Below are 23,127 nucleotides of genomic sequence, written 5' to 3'. Positions count from 1 at the left end.
TGCGTTTTATACAGCGCCTGTGCATTGACCTCTGCGTACCTGTCAAAGTTATCCATATCAGCTTTGAAGAAGGATAGCTAACAGGTTTCTTTTTTTGTATCCTGTATGATTTCTTGCGGGTTCTGGGGATTTGAGAAATTTATGTTCTCAGGTGCATTGGTTCCGCCGGTTACCACGAATGTCATGGCTTCTTCCGTGCTCCAGTCGGTCATCACAACATCTTTAATCGGTACAATTTCAATGTAGCCCGAAGTTGGGTTGGGTGAGGTAGGGACATAGACCGCCGCCAGTTTTTCACCGGTTTTAGTATCATGCATGATTTTTGTGATAAAGCCAATGGCTTTCATCTCAGAGGAAGGAAAGCTGATCAGTACCACTCTGCGCCCGGTAACGGGGGGGTGGCTAAGGGTATTGAGAAGACGTTTGGTGGCGCCGTAAATTGTCTGAACCAGGGGCAAACGGTTGAGGATATCTTCAAAAAGTTCAATCGCTTTTTTACCGATTACAAATGAAGCGAGCAGCCCGACGCCGTAAAGGCCAGCAATAGTCAATAGTGCAGCAACACCTTGTTGGAAGCTCGAATCAAGTAGCCAACTGGCAATCGTATCCGAGTGTGGACGTACCGCGCGTGCCAGTCCTCTTAGCAGTGGTTCACCCATTTGCGCGAGCATTTTCAGCACAAACTCAAAAACCAGCCAGGTTACCCAAAGCGGCGCAACTGTCAATGCGCCAATGAGTACATACCGCCCGATATTTGGTGAACGCTCGTTGTGTTGCGTATTATTGGAGTGTGAGTCATTCATGCCTGTATGCTTCTTGGTCAGATTGTGGTGTATTGGCCATTAGATGATTCCGCGCCATGGATTGTTCAATTTGTGCTTAGTAAGTCTAGCAGCAAAATAATTAATGCTAACAAGAAAAGAAAATGGTATTTTCGCAACACGGAAACACCGCGACAACCATTTGCTGGAAACCAGGGTTTGTTCTTGGTAGAATCGCCACGCAAGGATTCTTTATTTTTACTGAAATTTTACTCACTTAATTTGTATTACTTCAAGTTCAAAGCAGCAGTAGATTCCCATGGGCAAATTGCTTAATCCTGTAAGCATAAACCAGAATAACTTTAAAAAGTGGGATCTTAATTATTCAACAGATTTATTTAGACAAATTAATTTACTATTCATTGTGCATCTTTATCAGGATGCGCTTTAAAAGGAATAAAAAGGGGCGCTTATGTCACATAGTTCAACTCAAATCACTAAACTCCTCAATAGTCTGGAAAAGCATCTGGCTGACGAACATCCAGATAACCCTGTACTGGTCAAGGCAGTCAGAAGCTTCAGGAAAATGGATTATATTGCCTACAGTATGGGATTGCTTAACAGAGATGAATCGTATGCAACCTGTGTAACCTGGTGGCCGATGATTGCTGTTTTGGGGACTTTCTCTGCGGGTAAATCAACCTTTATTAATACCCACCTGGGGATGAAATTACAACGCACAGGCAACCAAGCCGTTGATGACAAATTTACCGTAATCTGTTACAGCCGGCATAATGAGGCTAAAACGTTGCCGGGTGTTGCACTTGATGCTGATCCGCGTTTTCCCTTTTTTCACATCAGCAAGAGTATTGAGGAAATCTCCGAAGCCGGACAGGAGCGTATCGACGCATACCTGCAATTAAAAACCTGTCCGTCAGAGAAAATTCGAGGCAAGATCCTGATCGATTCCCCAGGTTTCGATGCGGACAGTCAACGCGCATCTACACTGCGTCTGACGCAGCACATTATTAATCTTTCTGACTTGGTTCTGGTGTTTTTCGATGCACGTCATCCGGAGCCAAAAGCAATGCAGGACACACTTGCCTATCTGGTTTCTGCAAGTGTCAATCGCGCAGATGCCAATAAATTTCTGTATATTCTTAACCAGATGGATGTTACAGCCCAGGAAGATAATCCGGAGGAAGTGGTATCGGCCTGGCAGCGTTCACTCGCTGAAGTTGGTCTGATTGCCGGCCGTTTTTACCGTATCTATAACCCGGACGTGGCTGTACCGATCAGCAATCCAAAAGTGAAAGAGCGTTTTGAGAAGAAACGTGAAGAGGACATGGCTGATATCCATACACGTATGCAACAAATTGAAGTGGAGCGCTCATATCGTATCGTCGGCAAGCTTGAGCAGACTGCAAAAGGCATTAAAAACCAAGTGATTGTCAAATTGAAAGAAATGATGCGCGAATGGAAAAGCAAAGTGCTGATGCTGGATGGTGTTATATTTTCGACTTTGGCGGTTCTTGCAGGCGCAGCTTTGCACTATACCGAATCATGGGATTCGCTCAGCATGTTTTTACCCGGTAGTGAGTCGTTTTCTCTCGTTGCACTACTGACGGTACTCACGGGTCTGGGATTTGTTCATTTTACCGTGCGCAGCAAAGTAGCAAACAGGATTAAGAAAAAATTGGCTCAGGAAATGGGTAACGATCACGAAGCGTGCAAGCAATATACCCAGGCATTCAGTAAAAGTACGGCTTCTTATCGTTCCATGCTGTTTAAAAATCCGGCTGGCTGGAATGAAGTGACGGCGCAGACTATTGATGAGATTGTTGACGAATCCAATGATTATATTCAGGAATTGAATGATCAATTTACCAATCCGTCGGGCAATGGCCGAGAGAATTCGCAGGTCTCATCGGATTGAGCTTATGCAATATATACGGGTAATGGCATAGTTCGTACTATTGCAGGGTGAAAAAACAGAACCCATTATTGTATTTGTGCTGAGTTGGATTCAGTTTTTTTATAAGAGACTGAGTACGTATTCATCTGACTCCGACAATATTAATTGGATAGGTACTACTAGCTTGGATGCGTTGTCGTAATGGTTTTACCCGCTCGAATGAGCGAGAGGTTGTTTTGTTGACATATTAAAGATTGTTATTCCATGTTCAATGGCAAAAATTTTTTTCAAAAAAATAGAGTCTAAACTGCAAGATACTTTGATCTGTTTTGGACAAGGGGCCTATTAAAGAGTAAAATTTCGCGTTTTTATAGATTACATTAGGTATTAACTGGAGATATAGATATATGTCAGTAACAACTGAGCAGAAAGCACAGGTCGTGCGTGATTATCAGAGAGGTGAGGGAGATACGGGTTCTCCCGAGGTGCAGGTGGCGCTTTTGACTTCTCGAATCAATGATTTGATTGATCATTTTAAAACCCATGTTAAAGATCATCATTCACGTCGTGGCCTTTTGCGCATGGTTGGCCGTCGCCGTAAATTGCTTGATTATTTGAAACGCCATAATGCTGAGGCCTATAGAACATTGATTGACCGTCTTGGCTTACGTAAATAATAAAACCTATACCCGGTTTGTTAAATATTACACCAGGTGCATAGGCTGTGTGATTAACCTAACTATACGGGCGTAAAAGAAAAAGGAATATTAATTGAAACCTATCAAGAAGAGTATTACCTACGGGCGCCATCAACTTACCCTGGAAACAGGAGAAATAGCCAGACAGGCTCATGGCGCGGTTATGGTTACAATGGACGATACAGTTGTTTTAGTGACTGTCGTTGGTGCAAAAAAAGTGAGTCCTGGTCAGGATTTTTTTCCACTCACGGTTGACTATCAGGAAAAATTTTATGCTGCGGGAAGAATACCCGGCAGTTTTTTTAAGCGTGAAGGCCGGCCCTCGGAAAAGGAAACATTGACTTCACGACTGATTGATCGTCCGATACGTCCGCTCTTTCCCGAAGGTTTTTATAATGAAGTACAAGTTGTGGCGACTGTGTTGTCGTCCAATGAAGAAGTTGACGCCGATATCCCTGCGATCATAGGCACATCTGCTGCGCTTGTATTGTCAGGTATTCCATTTGATGGGCCAATTGGTGCTGCGCGAGTTGGCTTTATCAACAATGAATATGTTTTGAACCCGACAACATCAGAACTTAAAGATACCCAACTCAATCTTGTGGTGGCTGGAACACAACAGGCGGTATTGATGGTGGAATCTGAAGCAATGGAACTGTCCGAAGACATCATGCTCGGCGCAGTTGTATATGGTCATGATCAAATGCAGTCGGTGATTAACGCAATCAATGAACTGGCTGATGAAGCCGGTGTGTCTGCATGGGATTGGGAATCGCCGGAGAAAGACACTGCATTGGAAGAAAGAGTCATACAAATGGCGGAACAGGATTTACGTCAGGCTTTCAAGATCAAGCAAAAGCAAGAGCGCACTGAGGCCATTGCTGTAGTGCGTCAAAAATGTGTTGAAGAAATCGGTGTGGGTAGTGAAGACGGGCCTGAGCCGAATGCATTTGAAGAAGCATTCTTTGCACTGGAATCTAAAATTGTACGTAATCAGATACTCGATGGCGAGCCTCGTATTGATGGACGGGGTACCCGAACCGTTAGACCGATTAGTATTCGCAGCGGTGTTCTGCCGCGTACCCATGGGTCGGCGTTGTTTACCCGGGGTGAAACACAGGCACTGGCAGTGGCGACGCTGGGAACTGCACGCGATGAGCAGAAAATTGACTCTTTGCAGGGCGACTATTCAGAACGTTTTATGCTGCACTATAATATGCCGCCATACGCAACGGGTGAAACTGGGCGTGTCGGTACGCCGAAGCGACGTGAAATTGGTCATGGCCGTCTCGCCAAGCGAGCACTTATTGCCGTACTGCCTTCCCAGGAAGAGTTTGGCTACTCTTTGCGGGTTGTTTCTGAAATTACGGAATCAAACGGTTCCAGTTCTATGGCTTCGGTATGCGGCGGTTGCTTGGCGCTAATGGATGCGGGTGTTCCTTTAAAGGCTCATGTGGCTGGGATCGCCATGGGTTTGATCAAAGACGGAAAACGCTTTGCCGTATTGACTGACATCCTTGGTGACGAGGATCACCTGGGCGATATGGATTTCAAGGTGGCCGGTACGGAAAATGGGATTACCGCATTACAGATGGATATCAAGATACAGGGGATTACCAAAGAGATCATGCACGCCGCATTGCTGCAAGCATGTGAAGGGCGGATGCATATTCTCGGTATTATGAAAGAAGCAATGCCAGTCACGCGTGATAGTATTTCTATCCATGCACCACGCATCATTAAAATCAAAATCAATCCAGAGAAAATTCGCGATGTTATCGGGAAGGGAGGGGCAGTTATTCGGACATTGACCGAAGAAACCGGTACATCCATTGATATTACAGACGATGGACAGGTCACAATTGCTTGCGTTAATGCAGAGAACGGAGAAATTGCTCGGAAACGTATTGAAGATCTGACTGCTGAAGTCGAAGTCGGCAGAGTTTATGATGGTACCGTTCTGAAATTACTGGATTTTGGCGCTATCGTGAGTGTTTTGCCAGGTAAAGATGGGTTGTTGCATATTTCGCAAATTGCCAATGAGCGTGTCAATACTGTTGCAGACCACTTAAGCGAAGGCCAGTCGGTGCGCGTTAAAGTGCTTGAGGCGGATGATAAAGGTCGTCTGCGGTTGAGTATGAAAGCGGTTGCAAATGAGGAAATATCAGGGGGCACGGCTGAAGCGACCGATGCCACTGAGAATTAGGTTTTGAAAATAATGCAGGCGGAGTCTTAAACGGCTGACCGTCTGTTTGTATTCCGAATGTTATGGCGTAAAGTATAGTTCTTCTTGTACAGTTCCTTTGGTGTTCAAACATTTACCTGCGGCGCGATGTATTTGTATAGCATCATCGATTGCGTGGGCAGTGTAATATCCCGCGTTATTGTCTGTATATTCTCAAATTTTTTAATGCTGATGTTGAATCCGGCGTAACCTTTTTGCTAAGCGTTTTGCAAAATTCACCGATGCATAAAAAGCATCCATCTCCAAGCGCGCGATAGCATGACAAAGCATATTCTTTTCCTGGATTTTGTAAATACATTCGTGGTTTTTATTATTCAATCATACAGGCCGATTGATTGCGTACCTGTGTAGAATAGAGCGTGCCCTGCATTGAATAGTGATGATCCCGGAACATGAAGACTAAAGCAACAGGCTGTCCGTGTGGCAGCGGTAAAGTATATGCAGATTGTTGCGCCCGATATCTGGATCATGGCGAAATGCCTGAGACTGCCGAGGTGTTGATGCGCTCACGCTACACGGCGTACACCTTGAATCACGAGCATTATCTTTTGGCGACATGGCATCACAATACGCGCCCCGCTTCACTCGAGTTGACAGATCAGCCGCAACAGAGGTGGTTGGGCCTGACGGTGAAACGTTTTGAACAAACGGCATCGGATAGTGCCACTGTTGAATTTGTGGCACGCTATAAAGTAAGTGGGCGCGCTTATCGTTTGCATGAAATCAGCCGGTTTGTGTTAGAAAATGGATGCTGGTTTTATGTCGATGGTAATTTTGTCTGAAAAACAGAAATGCTGTAGGGGCGAATGCTATGGATAAAAAATCCTATAAACAGGAGTTGTATGCGCTACAGGTGGAACTGGTTAAATTTCACAAAAGTGTGATCGGGAAAGGGAAAAAAGTGTGCATTCTGTTTGAGGGCAGAGATGCGGCAGGCAAGGATGGCACCATCAAGCGCTTCAGAGAGCATCTCAGTCCGAGGGAGGCGCGGACAGTCGCGTTGGGCGCGCCTTCCGACCGGGAAAAGAATGCATGGTATTTTCAGCGTTTTGTGCCGCATTTGCCCGTTGCCGGTGAAATTGTGTTTTTCAATCGCAGCTGGTACAACCGCGCCGGTGTTGAACGCGTGATGGACTTCTGCAAAGAACACGAATATCTGAAGTTCATCGATGAAGTCGGTAATTTTGAGCATTTACTGACACATGCCGATTTGATTTTTTTTAAGTACTATCTGGATATTTCGAAACAGGAACAAAAATCGCGGCTCAGGGCACGCAAGGAAAGTCCGCTCAAGCAGTGGAAGGTCAGTCCTATCGACGAAAAGGCGCAAACTCTGTGGCAGTCGTATTCAGAGGCCAGGGACGCTATGTTCGTCAAAACCAATTTCGTTTTCGCGCCCTGGTATATCGTGCATTGCGATAATAAAAAACGCACACGGATAAACGTCATCAAACATTTCCTGAGTCATGTGGATTACCCAGGAAAGAAAGAGGAGAAACTGATATACGATCCGTCCATTGTGTTTGAATTCGATCCGTTATGTTACGAAAAAGGGATGATTGCACCCTAGCAGAATTTACAATCCATTTTTCAACGATTTGTTACGCCACCTGGCCAGCCGCATAACCTGAAGACCATGCCCACTGGAAGTTGAAGCCACCGAGTTGACCGGTAACGTCGACAACCTCGCCTATAAAATAGAGTCCGGGAATTTCCTTGGTTTCCATGGTTTTTGAGGATAAGGCGTGCGTGTCAACGCCGCCCAGTGTGACTTCTGCCTTTTTATAACCGACGGTGCCGCTGGGATAGATTTCCCAGTCATGGATCGCGCCGGCGATCTGTGCTAATGCGTTATCCGGATATTGCCTGACGGGCTTGCTGGATAAATGCGATAGTGATAACCGTGTCAGCGCCATATCGCACCAGGCCTGCACGAAACGCCTGGGCAGGTAATTCGCAAGCAGATTTGTCAACAGTTGATTGCTTTGCCGTTGCGCTTGGAAGATAGCTTGTAAATCGTGTTGCGGCAGCAGATTGAGATGGATCGCAGTTCCGGGATGCCAGTAAGAGGAAATCTGCAAAATGGCCGGGCCGCTGAGTCCGCGGTGCGTCAGCAATATATTTTCACGAAATGAAGCGCCACTACAACTGACTTCAGCATCGATGGCGATGCCGGAAATATTTTTGAAACAGGTAAAATCGCTCTCGGTGAAGGTCAGTCCGACCAGTCCGGGGCGAAGCGGTGTGACTGGCACGAAAAATTGTTTTGCAACCCGGTAGCCGAAATCGCTGGCGCCGATCTGGGGTATCGACAGGCCGCCGGTTGCGACGACCAGTGACTGCGAGGTCAACGTATTGCAGTCTGTTGTGATGACAAAACGCCGGGTTTCACTGTGGTTTGATGCGTTATGTTCGCGGTATTGAACCCGCGATACCGTCGTCGGCATTTGCCAGACAACGCCTGCAGCACCGCATTCATTTTTCAACACATCGATAATCTGTTGTGCCGTGCCGTCACAAAACAGTTGCCCGAGTTTCTTTTCGTGATAGTGGACGCCATGCTGCTCCAGCAATGCAATAAAATCCTGCGGGGTAAAACGGGCAAGCGCTGAACGGCTGAAATGGGGGTTGTTGGACAGAAAATTATCGGGCTTCGTGTACAGATTGGTAAAGTTGCACCGGCCGCCTCCCGAAATGCGGATTTTTTCGGCAAGTTTTGATGAATGGTCCAGCAGCACAACAGCACGGTTGCGCTTGCCGGCTTCAATTGCACACATCATACCCGCCGCGCCGGCGCCGATGATTACGACATCCACATTTCTGACGGATTTCCTCATTGGGTATTAAGTAAAGCAGGGCAGGGCACGCAGGCAATAACTTTCTGTTATCGTCCCAGGAAAATAAAACCGTGAGAAAACGGCATGGATTTACATTCGCTACATGGTAAAGAAGCTGTATGTCATCATGATTACAAACAGCAGAATGGATACGCCGATACGCACACTTAACGATTTGACCATGCGTGTTGAGTTGCCGCTGTCGTTATACATGTAATACAGGGCTGAGCCAAGACTGTACAAAATGACGAGAAATAATATCGCTGCTAGAATTTTCAATGGTTTACCTCATTCTCAGGGTTGAAATCATGGCGCACAGTTTAGCCGAGATTTGCTGATTATCCAATGGTAAATTATATAAATAATCAGATTGGCAAAACCACTTTTGGTTCCCATGATTTAATGTGTTGGTTGATGATCCGAAACTAAGTGGTTGATCCTTGCGAAGGGTTTTTAGGGGTGACAAATTCTTCTTTGTTTATCGACTATCCTCTACATATCAGTTTGATGAATCTCGAATTTTTGAAGATCTGAAGTCCAAGAACTTGGCTTGCTGAAATGTAGAAAGGAAAAGGGAAAGAAGACGGTATTAATTTATCCAAGCAGCAAAGACGCCGATTGCAAAGTTCTGTCTGAATTAAGGGGTGATAAAATTCCGTCACCAGCCCATGCTGGTATTGCAAAGAATGCATAATCTGTCGGATGACCGGTTGGAGTCTGGTTAGATCATTGATGCGATCTTTGTAACGGTTTCCAAGCAACGTAATACGCGTGAAAAAAACAAGACTAACAGGCTGCTGAAAAACTCCAGGATTCATCCAGTATTGGTAAAATAGCATAAAAGTAAACTGGAGCAATAGCGATGCGAGGCATAGACACACAACCGAGGAATCTGTTCAGTTATATTCAACTGGAAGAGCGTGTACCCATGGATCATCCGCTTCGATCAATCCGCACGATGGTTGATGTGGCTTTGAGTAATATGGATACGCTTTTTACTGAGATGTATTCAAATACCGGTCGTCCTTCAATTGCGCCAGAACGATTGTTGCGCGCCCAGACATTACAGATTTTATACACGATACGCTCAGAGCGACAGTTGGTTGAGCAAATAGATTTCAATCTACTGTTTCGCTGGTTTGTGGGTCTGGAACTGGATGATGAAGTATGGGATGCGACAGTATTCTGCCATAACCGTGACAGGCTACTCACCCATGAAGTGGCTGAAATGTTCTTTGAGCAGATCAAGGCGCAGGCCGATGCGTGCAACTTGCTGTCGAAGGAACATTTTTCGACCGATGGTACTTTGCTTGATGCGGCGGCATCAATCAAGAGTTTCAAGCGTAAAGAAGCAAATGACGTTTCGGGCACAGATGGGAGTGATGATCAAGCACCAGCTGACCTGAAGCGTAACGCAGAAGTAGACTTTCACGGAGAACGTTTTAGCAATGAGACGCATGAATCTTCTACAGACGCAGATGCACGTTTATACCGCAAAGCCAAGGGCAAAGAAGCAAAGCTGAGCTTCATGGGGCATTTGCTGACTGAGAATCGTAACGGGCTGATCGTACAAGCCGACGTGAGTCAGGCAACGGGAACCGCGGAACGTGAAGTTTCGCTGACGATGCTGGATGCGCAGTCAGGTTTGAACAGGCGCACACTTGGTGCGGACAAGAATTACGATACCAGGGCTTTTGTTGCGGACTGTCGTAAGCGCAAAGTAACGCCGCATGTGGCGCAAAAGAAACATACTGCGATTGATGGTCGTACGGTACGTCACAAAGGATATGAAGTAAGTATGAGAAAGCGCAAACAAATTGAAGAATGTTTTGGCTGGATGAAAAATATTGGTCTGATGCGTAAATTACGACATCGTGGCAAGAAGCTGGTGAACCAATTATTCCTGTTTACAGCCGCTGCTTACAATCTGGTCAGAATGAGGCGATTATTGGTGTAGCACGCCAGAAATCCGCACAAAAGGCAGAAAACGGAGAATCATTCAGAAAAACAAGCTCTTTCAGGTGCTAAAAATCAGAAGTGAGCTTAAAAACTCTCTCGTAGGAGCGGGTAAGGGAAAATAAATGTGTGTTTTTCAGCAGCCTGCTAAAAGGAATATGTAATTACGTGTGAATGGGGACAGTATCCTCACAAGCTGGCACAAAAAGATATTGATGCGCGTTGGACGAGGAAGGACAGCGAGTTGTTTTATGGTTACAAAGATCACGCGAACGTGGATCAGGGTGCCAAACTGATAACCGCTTCTAAAGTTATATCAACGGAAGTTCACCACAGTCAGATTTTAGAAGAACTGCTGCAATCCCCTGAAATGGGAGGAGCTGATGTTTTCCCGAATTCGACTTATCGCAGTCAGGCGCATCTTAGCGCCAGTGGACACACGAGTCAAATTCACGAAAAAGGTGCGCGCAATATCCATTCACGGAAGCACAAAAATCCTACAACAAAGAGAAATCATGGGTACGTGCGCGGATCGAGCTTGTATTCGGTTCGATGACGAATGAACTGGGTGGAATTACTATTCGCACCATAGGGTTAATAAGAACAAAAAAACAGATAGGCTAGCTCAGCCTCGTTTATAACATTTAAGCGTGTGGCGACGTTGATTCGCAAAAGATACTTAGGTTTTGACAGGGTTATTGCGTCAAAAATTACCTAAAATTGGAAAAAACGAGAGGATAACAGCACAATGCCGCCTTGAATCGAGAAAGAATCATATTTTTGATCGAGGGTGTTCAAAATTCTGTGTCAGTTTGCCAATCACCTAACGCGCTTCGCTTGTTGACCACTGAAACCGGTGACCGATCGACACAATTCGTGTCGATACGCTAACCAGTTTCAGCGGTGACATAAAAATCTGTATTAAATTCATAAATCCAACGCCGCATCCAAACGACCCTCAAAATATATCGCTAACTGGGATAATGTCAAATTCCAGTTCTGTATCGGCATCGTCCATTTCTTGCTGGCATTTTTAATTCCGACATACAGTAGCTTTAGTAGACTGTTTTCATTCGGAAATCCACCTTTGGTTTTTGTCAGTTTGCGAAATTGGCGATGTACGGCCTCAATGGTGTTGGTTGTATAAATCACACGGCGTATCGGTTCAGGATATTTGAAGTATACCGATAAATTTTCCCATTTGTTGCGCCAGGATTGAATCACGATGGGATACTGTTTTCCCCATTTGGCTTCCAATGCATCAAGCGCATCTTCAGCTGCATCAATGGTCGGCGCTTTGTATACCGGTTTCAGGTCAGCCATGAATGCTTTTTGATTTTTTGACGCCACATATTTCATCGAATTGCGGATTTGATGAATAATGCATAACTGAACCTCGGTTTCTGGAAAAATACTGTTGATTGCCTCAGGAAAACCCACGAGTCCATCAACGGCGGCAATAAGGATATCCTGTACGCCACGGTTATTTAAATCTGTCAGTACGGAAAGCCAAAACCGGGCGCCTTCGCTTTCCGATACATACAACCCTAGTACTTCCTTCTTTCCTTCAATGTTTAAGCCAAGTACGGTATAAACTGCCTTGCTGACATACCGGCCATCGTCTTTCACTTTGTGATGTATGGCATCCAGCCACACGAACGGATAGTGACTATCCAATGGCCGTTGCTGCCATTCCCTAAGCTCCGGAATAAGCTTGTCAGTGACTGCACTGATCGTCGCCGATGAAACGTCAATGCCGTATATCTCGGCAATATGCCCAGAGATATCCTGATAGCTGGAGCCCAACGCAAATAACGATAGAATTTTGCGTTCGATTTCATCGGTAAGATGAGTCTGATGCTTTTTAACCAACTGAGGTTCAAATGTACCGTTGCGGTCTCTGGGTGTTTCCAGTTGAAAACTACCTGATGCTGATTTTACAGTCTTTGGCGTCGTGCCATTCTTCCGGTTCTGTTCATCCCCGGATTTGATATGCTGTTCAAGTTCCGCCGCCAATGCAGCTTCAGTGAGTTGTTTGATCAATGGCGTTAATATGCCATCTTTTCCATTCAAATTCCGCCCCGCTTTCAAGGATTCCAAGGCTTCTTCAAAATCAAATTGCACTGTAGTCTTGTTCATTCGTCACTCCTATAAAATTTAATACTAAAGGAATGACACAGAATTTCTAATACTCCCTTTTGATCAGAAAAATAATTGAGAATCGAATTAATCGTTTTCCGGCTTGGAAAGATTCACTTAATTTAGGTATTTTTAGAGATGCCCTAAAGCCGTTTTTGATTCAGCCGTAATAACTAAAAATGAATTGATGTCGATGCCAAAAATATAAAGTGAAAAATTTAGCAATTAATAAAGGTTTTACCGTAATAGAACTGCTCGTTACCTTAAGCGTAGTTGGTACTTTACTGGCGGTGGCGGCGCCTAGTTATCGGGAATTTGTGCAAGAAAGCAGAATAGCAGCGCAAAATAACAGTTTTTTGTCGTCGATTATGCTGACTAAAAGCGAAGCAATTAAAAGAAACAGCTCGGTCACAATCTGTCCGAGTACTAGTGGTACTGCTTGTACCGGTGGGGTTGTCTGGTCGAACGGTTGGATTGTTTTTGCAGACGCAAATAGTGATGGAGTGGTAGATGCGGGTGAAGAAATCATTCAGGTGGGCGCTGCGTTTCCTGGCGGAAGTACACTCCAGACCGGTCCCGGGGATTTACGGGTAACATTTGCTGCGAACGGTTTTTCTATGGGATTTAATAGTACATTTTCTTTATGCGATAGTCGTGGTGCTGCGCATTCTAGAGCCCTGATTCTGAGTAATCAGGGGCGTATGCGAACTGAAAAAGGAACAGCTACATGCTAGGCCGTTATCGATTTTGTGCGCAAATGACTAAGTCAGACGGTTTTAGTATGCTGGAGGTATTGGTCACTGTGCTGGTCCTGTCACTTGGATTGCTTGGCATGGCCGGCTTGATAACGACGGGGATGAAAAGCAATACCACAGCGCATTTTCGCTCAATTGCCATCCATCAAACACATGATATCGCAGATCGCATGCGCGCTAATTTGGCTGGCGTTAGAAGCGGTTTATACAATGATCTAACAATTGATGCTCCCAGTAGTGATGATTGTATGGCGGCCGCTTGTGATGCCGCTCAGATGGCGGTATATGACCATGCCCAATGGAATATTGCCAATGCCAATTTGCTGCCAAATGGACGAGGAACTGTATCTGGTGACTTGGTCAATGGATATGTCATCACGATTATGTGGACAGAAAAGGACAGAGGGGGGGGATGTCAGGCAGGAATATCATTGGAAACACAGTGTTTTCTAACTAGGTTTACACCATGACACAATATAAAACTTTTGGGCAAAGCGGCTTTACTCTGATTGAAATGATGATTGCATTAACACTTGGTCTGGTGATAATGCTGGTCATAGGTACCGTCTTTGTAAGCAGCAGCCAAACATTTCGTGCACAAGACGATAATGCCCGTATTCAGGAAAGTGGTCGTTTTGCGCTCGAAATTATCGGTCGAAGTATTAAACAAGCGGGATATGCTGATATTCCTTTTACAGGGCTTAAAGTAGATTTCTCCGGAATTCCAATTAATGGAGTCGATGGAGGGGTTGGTGTTCCGGATACCCTAATTGTTCAATATGATGGTGTTATCGGCGACAGTGATTGTGAAGGCGCTAATGTAACTGCTGCTGGCAATATTATTCAGAATTACTTCAATGTAGATACGGCCAATGCAGTATTGAGATGTAAAGGTGAAATAAATGTTACTCCACCTATACCGGGCGGTGCGCCATCAGGCATTGCATTGGCCGATAACGTCGAGGATCTTCAAATTCTTTATGGTATTGATAGTGCGGGAGATCAGTCGGCAAACCAGTATGTCGCTGCACCTACTGACTGGAGTCAGGTTGTGACAGCACGGATTTGTGTACTCGTACGCTCAGATAAGGCAAATATCGCTACCGTTGGAAATAATTACCGGGATTGTAATGGTACAGTGACCGCTGTGCCGGCAGACGGGCGATTAAGACGTGCATTTACTGCTACATTTAATTTACGTAACCGTATCAATATATTGCCATGATATCGACTGTTTCATTACCACACAAACAAATTGGTGCAACATTCGCAACAGGATTGATTTTTTTGGTCGTGTTGACTCTGTTTGGGATTACTGCGATGAAGACGGCTGGTATGGAAGAACGTATGAGTGGTAATCTGCGTGATCGAAATATTGCTCTTCAGGCTGCAGAAATGACGTTGCGTTATGCTGAGCAACATGTCCGTGATAATGATCCGGCTACAAATTCACCTAATCCCATAGATGGCGTGATCGGTTTTGATACAGCTTGTACGAATGGATTATGTTATTACGGAGCTGGGGTCTCATCACCGGAAGAAGCCGGAAATCCGGCAGCTTGGGATACGTATTGTACCCCGGATTGTCCTATTAGCTATGTGGCAGGGACTGTATTTAATGTGGACGGTGTTAGTTATACTGCACCAGCCTTGCCTACAGGTTTGCCCGCACCAACTTATATTATCGAAGGAATCAGAAAAACGCCACCGGGTAATAGCGTCCGTTATTACTACCGTATTACTGTGCGTGCGCTGGGAGCTAAACAAGGAACTGAGGTACAGTTGCAAGAAATTTTCAGGCCCTAAAGCTTGAATGTGGACATTAAGCGACTGGGAATTTATATAGGGTGTTGTGATTATGAATAAAAATCTGATACGTTCGATATTATTTGCAGGCGTTGTTTGTTTGCAAACTGTTATTGCAAATTCGGTCTATGCTTTGTCACCATTATCAAATAGCCCGCTTTTTTTAGGTGGGAATATTTCACCAAATGTGATGTTTACTCTGGATGACTCTGGATCAATGCAGTTTGAAATCATGCCCCAGGAGTTAATCATCCAATCTGTGCGCTACATGTACCCACCTGTAAGTGATGTTTATGGCGGTAGCGATTACTCTAGTTATGTTGTTGATTTTGATTCAGTAAATAAATATACCGCTTCTTTGCGTTCCAGTTATGTCAACAAGATTTACTACGATCCAACTGTAAATTATTTACCATGGAGTAATGCCGATGGATCGTTGATGAGTAATGCGGACCCAACTTGTGCGCCACACAATCCAATGATCCTCGGGAAGGGGTGCCGCAATCTTACAGTCAATAATACTCAGACTGCCCGGTGGTTGAGAGATAACGGCAGTCTGTCTTCAAGTAGTTCAAAAACTTTTTATCCTGCAGTGTACTATCAATATAATGGAGGAAGTGTTAATTCGGCAAACAGCTATACGCAGGTCGAAATCAAGTCTTCGGTATCTTCATATACTGGTGGAACCAATCGACTGGACTGTGCTGCTGTTTACACATGTACCTATAATGAGGAAATTCAGAATTTTGCAAATTGGTATACTTATTACCGTTCGCGCATACTGTTGGCGCGCGCTGGTATTGGAAGGGCATTTGCCGAACAGGGCAATACCATGCGTGTGGGTTTTGCGGCCATTAACAAAGACACAGAGGCGATTGATGGCGTATCGACTAAGGTAATTGTCAAAGGAGTCAGACAATTTACCGGTGCAGACAAAATAAGTTTTTTCGAGAATCTTTATGAGTACCCGCTTCGGGCTGCTGGTACGCCTCTACGGCAATCAGTAGATTATGTTGGGAAATATTTTCAACGTGATGATAATAAAGGGCCTTGGAGCGAAACACCGGGGTCGAGTGGTGGCGCAGAGCATGAATGCCGCCAGAATTATAATATTCTAATGACTGACGGATACTGGCATGATACCGATGATCCTTCACCCGGAGTCGGCAATGTGGATAATACAGCCGGTGCCGCCATCACCAACCATTCATCACCGGCTACGCCACCAACTTATACCTATACGCCGGAACTTCCTTTTGCCGATAGTTACAGTGATACGCTTGCTGACATCGCAATGTATTACTGGAAAAATGACTTGCGCACAGACTTGGACAATACTGTACCGACAAACCCTTCAGACCCGGCGTTTTGGCAACATATGGTAACATTTACAGTAGGTTTGGGTGTTAATGGTGCATTGACTGCGTTACCAACGGGTTCTGAGACCTGGCCTGATCCTACCGGTAATAATGAAACCCCGGCAAAAATTGATGATCTTTGGCATGCTGCTGTCAATAGTCGAGGTGAATTTTTCAGTGCCGCAGATCCCAATGTTTTTGCCAGTGCTTTATCCAATACATTATCTTCAATAATTGCACGCACTGGTTCCGCGTCTTCAGTGGCAACGAATTCCAGATCGTTGAGAGCGAATGGACGAGTTTATCAGGCTAGATTTAATAGTGGCGATTGGAGCGGACAATTGTTCTCTGTTCCGATCGATATTACCGGTACTTTGGGCACAATCGAATGGGAGGCTGGAGCTCTCTCGCTTGCATCAGGCACTATCAACCCGGTTTCACGTGTTGTGATTACTAAAAGCGGTTCCGATGGCGTGGCTTTTGAATATTCCAATCTCACTGCTTCGCAAAAAGCTTTTCTGGATCAAGATGTGCTTGGCAATGTTGATAATTGTGGTTTGGAACGTGTGGATTTTATTAGAGGAAGCGGCTTTCATGAAAGTATTGGCAGTGGAACATTCAGCTGTGCAAGTGGCGCAACAATCAATAAATTCCGCGGGAGAGCAACAACTAAACTTGGTGATATTGTAAACTCCAGTCCCTTTTTTGTCGGTATGCCTAGTAGTGGCTATTCTGATGTAGATCATCCGGGGTATTCAGCATTCTATACAGCAAATATAAGCCGTACACCAGTAGTATACGTCGGGGCAAATGATGGTATTTTACATGGATTTAATGCATGTATACTCGGAATAACACCAGGGTGCTCTGCTGCAGAAGCAGGCAAGGAATTGATAACATATATTCCCAGTATGGTTTATGCAAATTTAAACAGGTTGGCCGAACGTGATTATCAGTCTGGACACCGTTACTTTGTTGATGGTTCGCCTATGGTAGGCGATGCATTTACTACCAGTTGGAAAAGTGTACTTGTGGGTGGTTTAAATGGTGGTGGCAAGGGGTTTTATGCATTAGATGTGTCCAACCCATCGAATTTTACTGCAGGTAATGCAGCAAACCTCTTGCTATGGGAGTTTTCGGATGCCGATGATGCAGATATGGGTTATAGTTATAACCAGCCACCACTTAATCTGTTAACTGGCCAAGCCAAACAAATTGTCAAGATGGAAAATGGGAAATGGGCCGCGGTAGTTGGCAATGGATATAATAGCGATAATGGTAAAGCAGTACTTTATATCCTTTTTCTGGCAGACGGCGAGGACGGTAGCTGGACGCTCGGCACAGATTATATTAAGCTTGTTGCAGATACTGGTCCGGGTAATGGACTATCGACGCCGGTACCCTTTGATTCGGATGGGAATGGTTTGTCTGACGTGATTTATGCGGGAGACTTTAAAGGTAATTTATGGCAGTTTGATGTTAGTTCTGCGTCTCCTACAAGTTGGGATGTGGGCATTGGCGGTTTGCCGTTGTTTGCTGCGAGCACCAGTAAACCAATTGTTGTTCCGCCCGTTATTAGTGTTCATCCTGATGGTGGGCAATTAGTTTTGTTCGGGACTGGTAAGTACCTTGAGACAGGTGATACAACAAATACAGATACCCAAAGCATTTACGGAATATGGGATCATAATACGTCAACTACTGTTACTCTCGGAGAGTTGGTACAGCAGGAAATATTTAATACGGATCCTGCAAGAACCGCTACACAACATTCAGTTTCTTATTCGAATACAATTAAAGGTTGGTATATAGATTTACCTGTCAGTGGTGAACGAATTACCGGTGTGCCAATTTTGTTAGATACGATTTTTTCTTTTAGCACAATTGTGCCTTCTCTTTCTCCTTGTGATTTTGGTGGAGATGGATTTATCAACTCGCTGAATTTTCTTACTGGTGGTATGCTGCCTTTTCCTGCATTCGATGTCAATAGAAACCGTATAGTTGGTGCGGATGATGGTTTGTCTGCAAGTGTAAAAGTAGGTTTCTCACCCGGTGGATTTGCAGTAATCCAAGGAGAGCACGCTAATGTTTTTATAAATAGTTTGGGGGATGGGAGTTTAACGACTGTTTTGGGGGCAAAGGGCCCGGCGGGTTTGCGTGGACGAATTAGCTGGCGTGAATTGACGCAGTGATAAAGTTAGGTATGTTAACCGGTTATTTGTCTATATGACTTTGAATGACAATAAGAAATTTAATTTGGATAAAATAAGGCGATTTAATTATGAAAGTAACAATTAAACCGAAAAGCATCATGGGCTTTACCTTGATTGAGTTAATGATTACAGTTGCAATTTTAGGAATTATCGCCGCAGTTGCTTTGCCTTCCTACCAAAATTATGTCAGAGATGCGAACCGAGCTGCGGCCAAAACAATCATCTACGAGAACGCACAGTTTATGGAGCAGTTTTATACAGAAAACAATCGGTATGATCAGAATCTGGCTGGCAATCTAGTTGTATTACCTGTTACCCAGTCCCCCAGAACAGGTGCTGCTCAATACAACATTACACTTCAGGCTGTCGCAAATGCGACATTTACCTTACAAGCTGTGCCTGTCGGTTCGATGGCTGGTGACGTTTGTGGCACACTAACGCTAACAAATACCGGTTTACAGGGCGCGGGCGGAGGTGTTGCTGCATGTTGGAATCGGTAGCGCTACTGATTCAGATTCCAGACGCGCAAGCAGTCATCATCAGGTTGATTTAATCAACAATGGAGCCTTTCGAATAGATGATGTTCAAATTCTGTCTCTGAAAACGTAAACCCGACAAAATCTTGTTACGGCATAGTGATAGAGGTGGCCAATACGAATCGGAAAGCCAGCGACAATTACTAAAGCACATGGCATCCAGTAAAGCATGAGCCGGAAGGGTAATTGCTGGGATAATGCCACGTCGAGAAGCTTCTTCCATACTTTAAAATCGAGTTAATCCATCACCAAATGTTTCGTTCTCGGGATGAAGCCGGGCAGGCTTTTTTTGAATATATAGAAGTGTTTTACAATCTGAAGCGATTGATTACATTTAGCTAATGGATACATATCGTCCGTTGATTTCGAATTGCTGCAAAATGTTGCCTAAACTTGTGTCCAAGAAAGTGTGGCACATCAGTCCAGGTTGGTACGATTAGGCTATGTCCTGCGGAACCTATTGCTGGCGGGGTGGGACGGCAGTTGATTCTCAGCATTAGCGGCAGGGCACGAACTGCGAAAATTACTTCTTGTTCTTGAAATATTGTTGTTTGTGTAGATGAAATCGGTTGGTTAAAGAAGACATTAATCGCGAATTTCCTGTTCGATTTCATCTGCAGTAACATGACGCACGTCCTTGCCTTTTACCATGTACACGACATATTCGGACATGTTTTTTGCATGGTCTCCAATACGTTCAATTGCTTTGGCAACAAACAAAATTTCGATTGAAGTGGATATTTTACGCGGATCTTCCATCATAAATGTAATCAAATGGCGCATAATAGACCGAAATTCTTCGTCAACGAATTCATCCTGACGCACAATTTGTGCTGCTGAATTTGGATCCAACCGTGCAAAGGAGTCAAGTGCCTTCTTGACCATATCCATGGCAATGCTGGCAACATGCTTGATTTCTGTAAAGCGCGGTGTTTGCAAACGGTCCGTTGAGTAAATCAGTTTTGCCATTCGTGCAATTTTTTGTGCTTCATCTCCAATTCTTTCGAGATCAGTTATGGTTTTGATGATCATTACAATCATGCGTAAATCAACGGCTGTCGGCTGTCTGCGTACAATGATCTGGCTACAGATTTCATCTATGGCAACTTCCATGGCATTAACACGATGATCGTATTCGATAACTTGGTCAATCAATTCCTCATTGCCGGTTGTAAGTGCTTCCATAGCGCGCTCAATTTGTTCTTCTACAAAACCACCCATTTGTAAAACACGCGTACGTGCTTCTTCAAGATCAGCATCAAATTGTTTAGATATATGTTCTTTATTTACCATGGTATCCCTTTGTTTTTTTGGATGCTAAATAAAATAAAGCGTGGTTCGTAAAATAAAAAAACAAATTAGTGTGTGATTGTTTTTACACCTAAGTCGACACCTAATAATAAAACATCTGCGGCGCGTCGGGCAAAAAGACCGTTGGTTACAATGCCGGTAATTTGGTTTAGCGTTGTTTCCAATTCGACAGGATTTAGAATTTGCAAGCCATGCACATCGAGGATGACATTGCCATTGTCAGTGATGAATCCCTGCCGTAATGCTGGTTGACCGCCTAGTAAGGTGATTTCGCGGGCTACATAGCTACGTGCCATTGGGATGACTTCAATAGGTAATGGGAAATTACCAAGAATATTAACGAGCTTTGTTTGATCTGTAATACAGATAAATTTCCTGGCAACTGCCGCAACAATTTTTTCGCGGGTTAGTGCGCCGCCGCCGCCTTTGGTCATATGTAAATGTTCAGTTATTTCATCGGCGCCATCGATATAAACCGGTAGGTCATCGACATTGTTCAGATCAATGACTTCTATTCCATGTGACTCAAGTCGTTTGGCCGTGGCATCGGAACTTGCTACGGCGCCATCAATTTTATGTTTGATTTTGGCCAATTCATCAATAAAATAGTTTGCTGTCGAGCCTGTGCCTACGCCAACAATACAACCAACTGGCACATGCTCAATGGCAGCTATTGCAACGGCTCTCTTTTGTTCATCCTGTATCATTTGTTTATTTTGATCAACTAAAATTAAAATAATATGTATTGTTCATTATAATGTTTATGTTTCGTAATTGTACAATTTTATGGTGCCAATTAAGCCTTTACCAGAATTATTGATTAATCAGATAGCGGCCGGGGAGGTTGTTGAACGCCCAGCTTCAGCGCTTAAGGAAATTATTGAAAACAGTATTGATGCCGACGCAACTAAAATCAATGTGCAGCTTGTGCAAGGTGGTATCAAACAAATGCGCATTGCTGATAATGGCGTGGGAATCGCTAAAGATGAATTGGTACTTGCTTTAACGCGTCATAGTACGAGCAAAATCAGTTCGCTGGAAGATTTGCAAAAAATAACAAGCTTAGGGTTTAGAGGCGAGGCGCTTGCCAGTATTTCAGCCATTTCAACACTAACATTAACCAGTTGTCTCGCCAATCAAAGTCATGCGTGGCAGGTGCAGGTCAAAGGAAACTCAATGACGGAACCACAGCCTGCTTCTTTATCCCAAGGAACGGTTGTAGAAGCGTATGAGTTGTATTCAAATATTCCTGCAAGGCGGAAATTCTTGAAAACTGAAACCACTGAATATACCCATTGTGAAGATGTATTTAAGCGGATGGCTTTGGTTCAACCTGGTATTGAATTTGTACTGAGGCATAATGATAAGCTGCGTTATCATTATCGTACTGGAGATGTATTGCAGCGAATAGAATCTATACTGGGTGAAGCGTTCTTGCAGTCGGTTTCATCCATTAATGCGCAGGCAGCCGACATACGGTTGCATGGTGTCGTTGCTTTGCCAGCATATTCAAGAGCATCTCGTGATATGCAATTTTTTTTTGTTAATAATCGATTTGTGCGTGATAAACTGATATCGCATGCAATACGGGAAGCTTACCGTGATGTTTTGCATTTGGATCGTTTCTCCAGTTTTGTCTTGTTCTTGGAGATGGATCCTTCAGAAATTGATGTCAACGTTCATCCGACCAAAACAGAGATCAGATTCAGAGATCCACGCGCGCTGCATCAATTCATTTTTCATGCCGTTAACAAGTCATTGGCAAAGCCTTCTAATGATATACAAGCCGGCTTGACGGATACTATAATTTCTAAATCTATACCGCATTATCCTAAACAACATTCAGTAAAAACAGAGAAAATCGCGCAAACCGCAGGATTTTATCAATCTCTATTTGGTACTGGTGAGGATAATTTAAATGCACCTGAAGTAGATACTGAAACGAAAGCGAACCTGAATCATAGTGAACCACAGGGGGCTTCTTCTTCAAAGATTGAAGAAAAAAAGGATTTTCCGCCGCTAGGCTATGCTTTGGGGCAATTGCATGGTGTTTATATATTGGCGCAAAATAATAATGGCTTAATTATTGTTGACATGCATGCCGCGCATGAACGTATTATGTATGAAAAATTGAAAACTGCTATGGATAGTTGTACATGGGTAATACAATCACTTCTAATTCCTGTCACATTCCACGCAGATCGTGCGGATATTGTTTTTGTTGAAGAGAATCTGGGATTATTTGAGGAAATCGGATTTGAGCTCGCTGTTCTTTCTCCCACGACATTAGCAGTTCGTGCTGTACCGGCCATTTTACAACAGACTGATCTCGTCAAATTAACTCAAGACGTGTTACGTGAAATTCGCGAGTATGGTGACAGTCAGGTTCTGACTGCTAAACGTAATGAAATACTGGCAACAATGGCTTGTCATGGTGCGGTTCGTGCTAACAGAAATTTAACAATCTCCGAAATGAATGCATTGCTGCGCGAAATGGAGGTAACTGAACGTGCTGACCAGTGTAATCACGGCAGGCCGACATGGTTTGAAATGAGTATGGCAAACCTGGATAAAATGTTTATGCGCGGGAAGTGAGT

19 protein-coding genes are annotated in these 23,127 nt (G+C 44.2%); 13 read left to right on the top strand and 6 right to left on the bottom strand.

The features are described from left to right. Positions 1 to 77: 77 nt before the first annotated feature. The gene (locus MRK00_03030) at positions 78 to 803 is read right to left on the bottom strand and encodes a DUF502 domain-containing protein (protein MDR4516355.1); all 726 of its coding nucleotides are present in this window, start codon (positions 801 to 803) and stop codon (positions 78 to 80) included. A gap of 430 nt (positions 804 to 1,233) precedes the next feature. Between MRK00_03030 and MRK00_03025 the strand changes: the two genes are divergently transcribed. From MRK00_03025 to ppk2, 5 genes are all read left to right on the top strand, one after another. After that, on the top strand, positions 1,234 to 2,697 hold the full coding sequence (locus tag MRK00_03025) for a dynamin family protein (GenBank protein ID MDR4516354.1): 1,464 nt from the start codon (positions 1,234 to 1,236) through the stop codon (positions 2,695 to 2,697). Positions 2,698 to 3,083: 386 nt separating this feature from the next. After that, positions 3,084 to 3,353: a 30S ribosomal protein S15 gene (gene rpsO / locus MRK00_03020; GenBank protein MDR4516353.1), complete on the top strand. Its 270-nt coding sequence runs from the start codon at positions 3,084 to 3,086 to the stop codon at positions 3,351 to 3,353. A 94-nt stretch (positions 3,354 to 3,447) separates the two neighbouring features. Further along, entirely contained in the window at positions 3,448 to 5,580 is a 2,133-nt protein-coding gene (pnp, locus tag MRK00_03015) for a polyribonucleotide nucleotidyltransferase (protein MDR4516352.1), read from the top strand. Positions 5,581 to 6,011: 431 nt separating this feature from the next. Further along, complete coding sequence (locus MRK00_03010) at positions 6,012 to 6,401, top strand: SEC-C domain-containing protein (GenBank protein ID MDR4516351.1); 390 nt, start codon at positions 6,012 to 6,014, stop codon at positions 6,399 to 6,401. Between the two features lie 29 nt (positions 6,402 to 6,430). After that, complete coding sequence (ppk2, locus tag MRK00_03005; protein ID MDR4516350.1) at positions 6,431 to 7,189, top strand: polyphosphate kinase 2; 759 nt, start codon at positions 6,431 to 6,433, stop codon at positions 7,187 to 7,189. 31 nt (positions 7,190 to 7,220) lie between these two features. On the opposite strand, the gene MRK00_03000 is transcribed toward ppk2, so the two are convergent. Then, entirely contained in the window at positions 7,221 to 8,456 is a 1,236-nt protein-coding gene (locus tag MRK00_03000; protein MDR4516349.1) for an NAD(P)/FAD-dependent oxidoreductase, read from the bottom strand. Between the two features lie 99 nt (positions 8,457 to 8,555). Beyond that, entirely contained in the window at positions 8,556 to 8,735 is a 180-nt protein-coding gene (locus MRK00_02995; protein ID MDR4516348.1) for a twin transmembrane helix small protein, read from the bottom strand. Between the two features lie 583 nt (positions 8,736 to 9,318). Between MRK00_02995 and MRK00_02990 the strand changes: the two genes are divergently transcribed. Continuing rightward, the gene (locus MRK00_02990) at positions 9,319 to 10,413 is read left to right on the top strand and encodes an IS5 family transposase (GenBank protein MDR4516347.1); all 1,095 of its coding nucleotides are present in this window, start codon (positions 9,319 to 9,321) and stop codon (positions 10,411 to 10,413) included. A 926-nt stretch (positions 10,414 to 11,339) separates the two neighbouring features. On the opposite strand, the gene MRK00_02985 is transcribed toward MRK00_02990, so the two are convergent. Continuing rightward, positions 11,340 to 12,551 (bottom strand): IS256 family transposase, encoded by a 1,212-nt coding sequence (locus MRK00_02985; GenBank protein MDR4516346.1) that lies wholly within the window; start codon positions 12,549 to 12,551, stop codon positions 11,340 to 11,342. A gap of 209 nt (positions 12,552 to 12,760) precedes the next feature. Here MRK00_02985 and MRK00_02980 point away from each other — a divergent pair, with 209 nt between their 5' ends. From MRK00_02980 to MRK00_02955, 6 genes are all read left to right on the top strand, one after another. Next, entirely contained in the window at positions 12,761 to 13,285 is a 525-nt protein-coding gene (locus MRK00_02980; protein MDR4516345.1) for a GspH/FimT family pseudopilin, read from the top strand. A gap of 23 nt (positions 13,286 to 13,308) precedes the next feature. After that, entirely contained in the window at positions 13,309 to 13,776 is a 468-nt protein-coding gene (pilV, locus tag MRK00_02975) for a type IV pilus modification protein PilV (protein MDR4516344.1), read from the top strand. Next, on the top strand, positions 13,773 to 14,531 hold the full coding sequence (locus MRK00_02970; GenBank protein MDR4516343.1) for a PilW family protein: 759 nt from the start codon (positions 13,773 to 13,775) through the stop codon (positions 14,529 to 14,531). The genes pilV and MRK00_02970 overlap by 4 nt, the downstream gene beginning before the upstream one ends. After that, positions 14,528 to 15,112 (top strand): PilX N-terminal domain-containing pilus assembly protein, encoded by a 585-nt coding sequence (locus MRK00_02965; GenBank protein MDR4516342.1) that lies wholly within the window; start codon positions 14,528 to 14,530, stop codon positions 15,110 to 15,112. The genes MRK00_02970 and MRK00_02965 overlap by 4 nt, the downstream gene beginning before the upstream one ends. A 52-nt stretch (positions 15,113 to 15,164) precedes the next feature. Beyond that, positions 15,165 to 18,662: a pilus assembly protein PilC gene (locus MRK00_02960; protein ID MDR4516341.1), complete on the top strand. Its 3,498-nt coding sequence runs from the start codon at positions 15,165 to 15,167 to the stop codon at positions 18,660 to 18,662. A 119-nt stretch (positions 18,663 to 18,781) separates the two neighbouring features. Beyond that, positions 18,782 to 19,183, top strand: a complete 402-nt coding sequence (locus tag MRK00_02955) for a type IV pilin protein (GenBank protein MDR4516340.1) — start codon at positions 18,782 to 18,784, stop codon at positions 19,181 to 19,183. A gap of 621 nt (positions 19,184 to 19,804) precedes the next feature. On the opposite strand, the gene phoU is transcribed toward MRK00_02955, so the two are convergent. Together phoU and rpiA are read right to left on the bottom strand one after the other, a co-directional pair. Further along, entirely contained in the window at positions 19,805 to 20,512 is a 708-nt protein-coding gene (gene phoU, locus MRK00_02950) for a phosphate signaling complex protein PhoU (GenBank protein MDR4516339.1), read from the bottom strand. A 65-nt stretch (positions 20,513 to 20,577) separates the two neighbouring features. After that, the gene (rpiA, locus tag MRK00_02945) at positions 20,578 to 21,237 is read right to left on the bottom strand and encodes a ribose-5-phosphate isomerase RpiA (GenBank protein ID MDR4516338.1); all 660 of its coding nucleotides are present in this window, start codon (positions 21,235 to 21,237) and stop codon (positions 20,578 to 20,580) included. 79 nt (positions 21,238 to 21,316) lie between these two features. Here rpiA and mutL point away from each other — a divergent pair, with 79 nt between their 5' ends. Continuing rightward, positions 21,317 to 23,125 (top strand): DNA mismatch repair endonuclease MutL, encoded by a 1,809-nt coding sequence (gene mutL, locus MRK00_02940; protein ID MDR4516337.1) that lies wholly within the window; start codon positions 21,317 to 21,319, stop codon positions 23,123 to 23,125. Positions 23,126 to 23,127 lie beyond the last annotated feature (2 nt).

The organism is Nitrosomonas sp., assembly GCA_031316255.1.
Lineage (GTDB): Bacteria > Pseudomonadota > Gammaproteobacteria > Burkholderiales > Nitrosomonadaceae > Nitrosomonas.
This window is presented reverse-complemented; position numbering and strand designations above follow the sequence as displayed.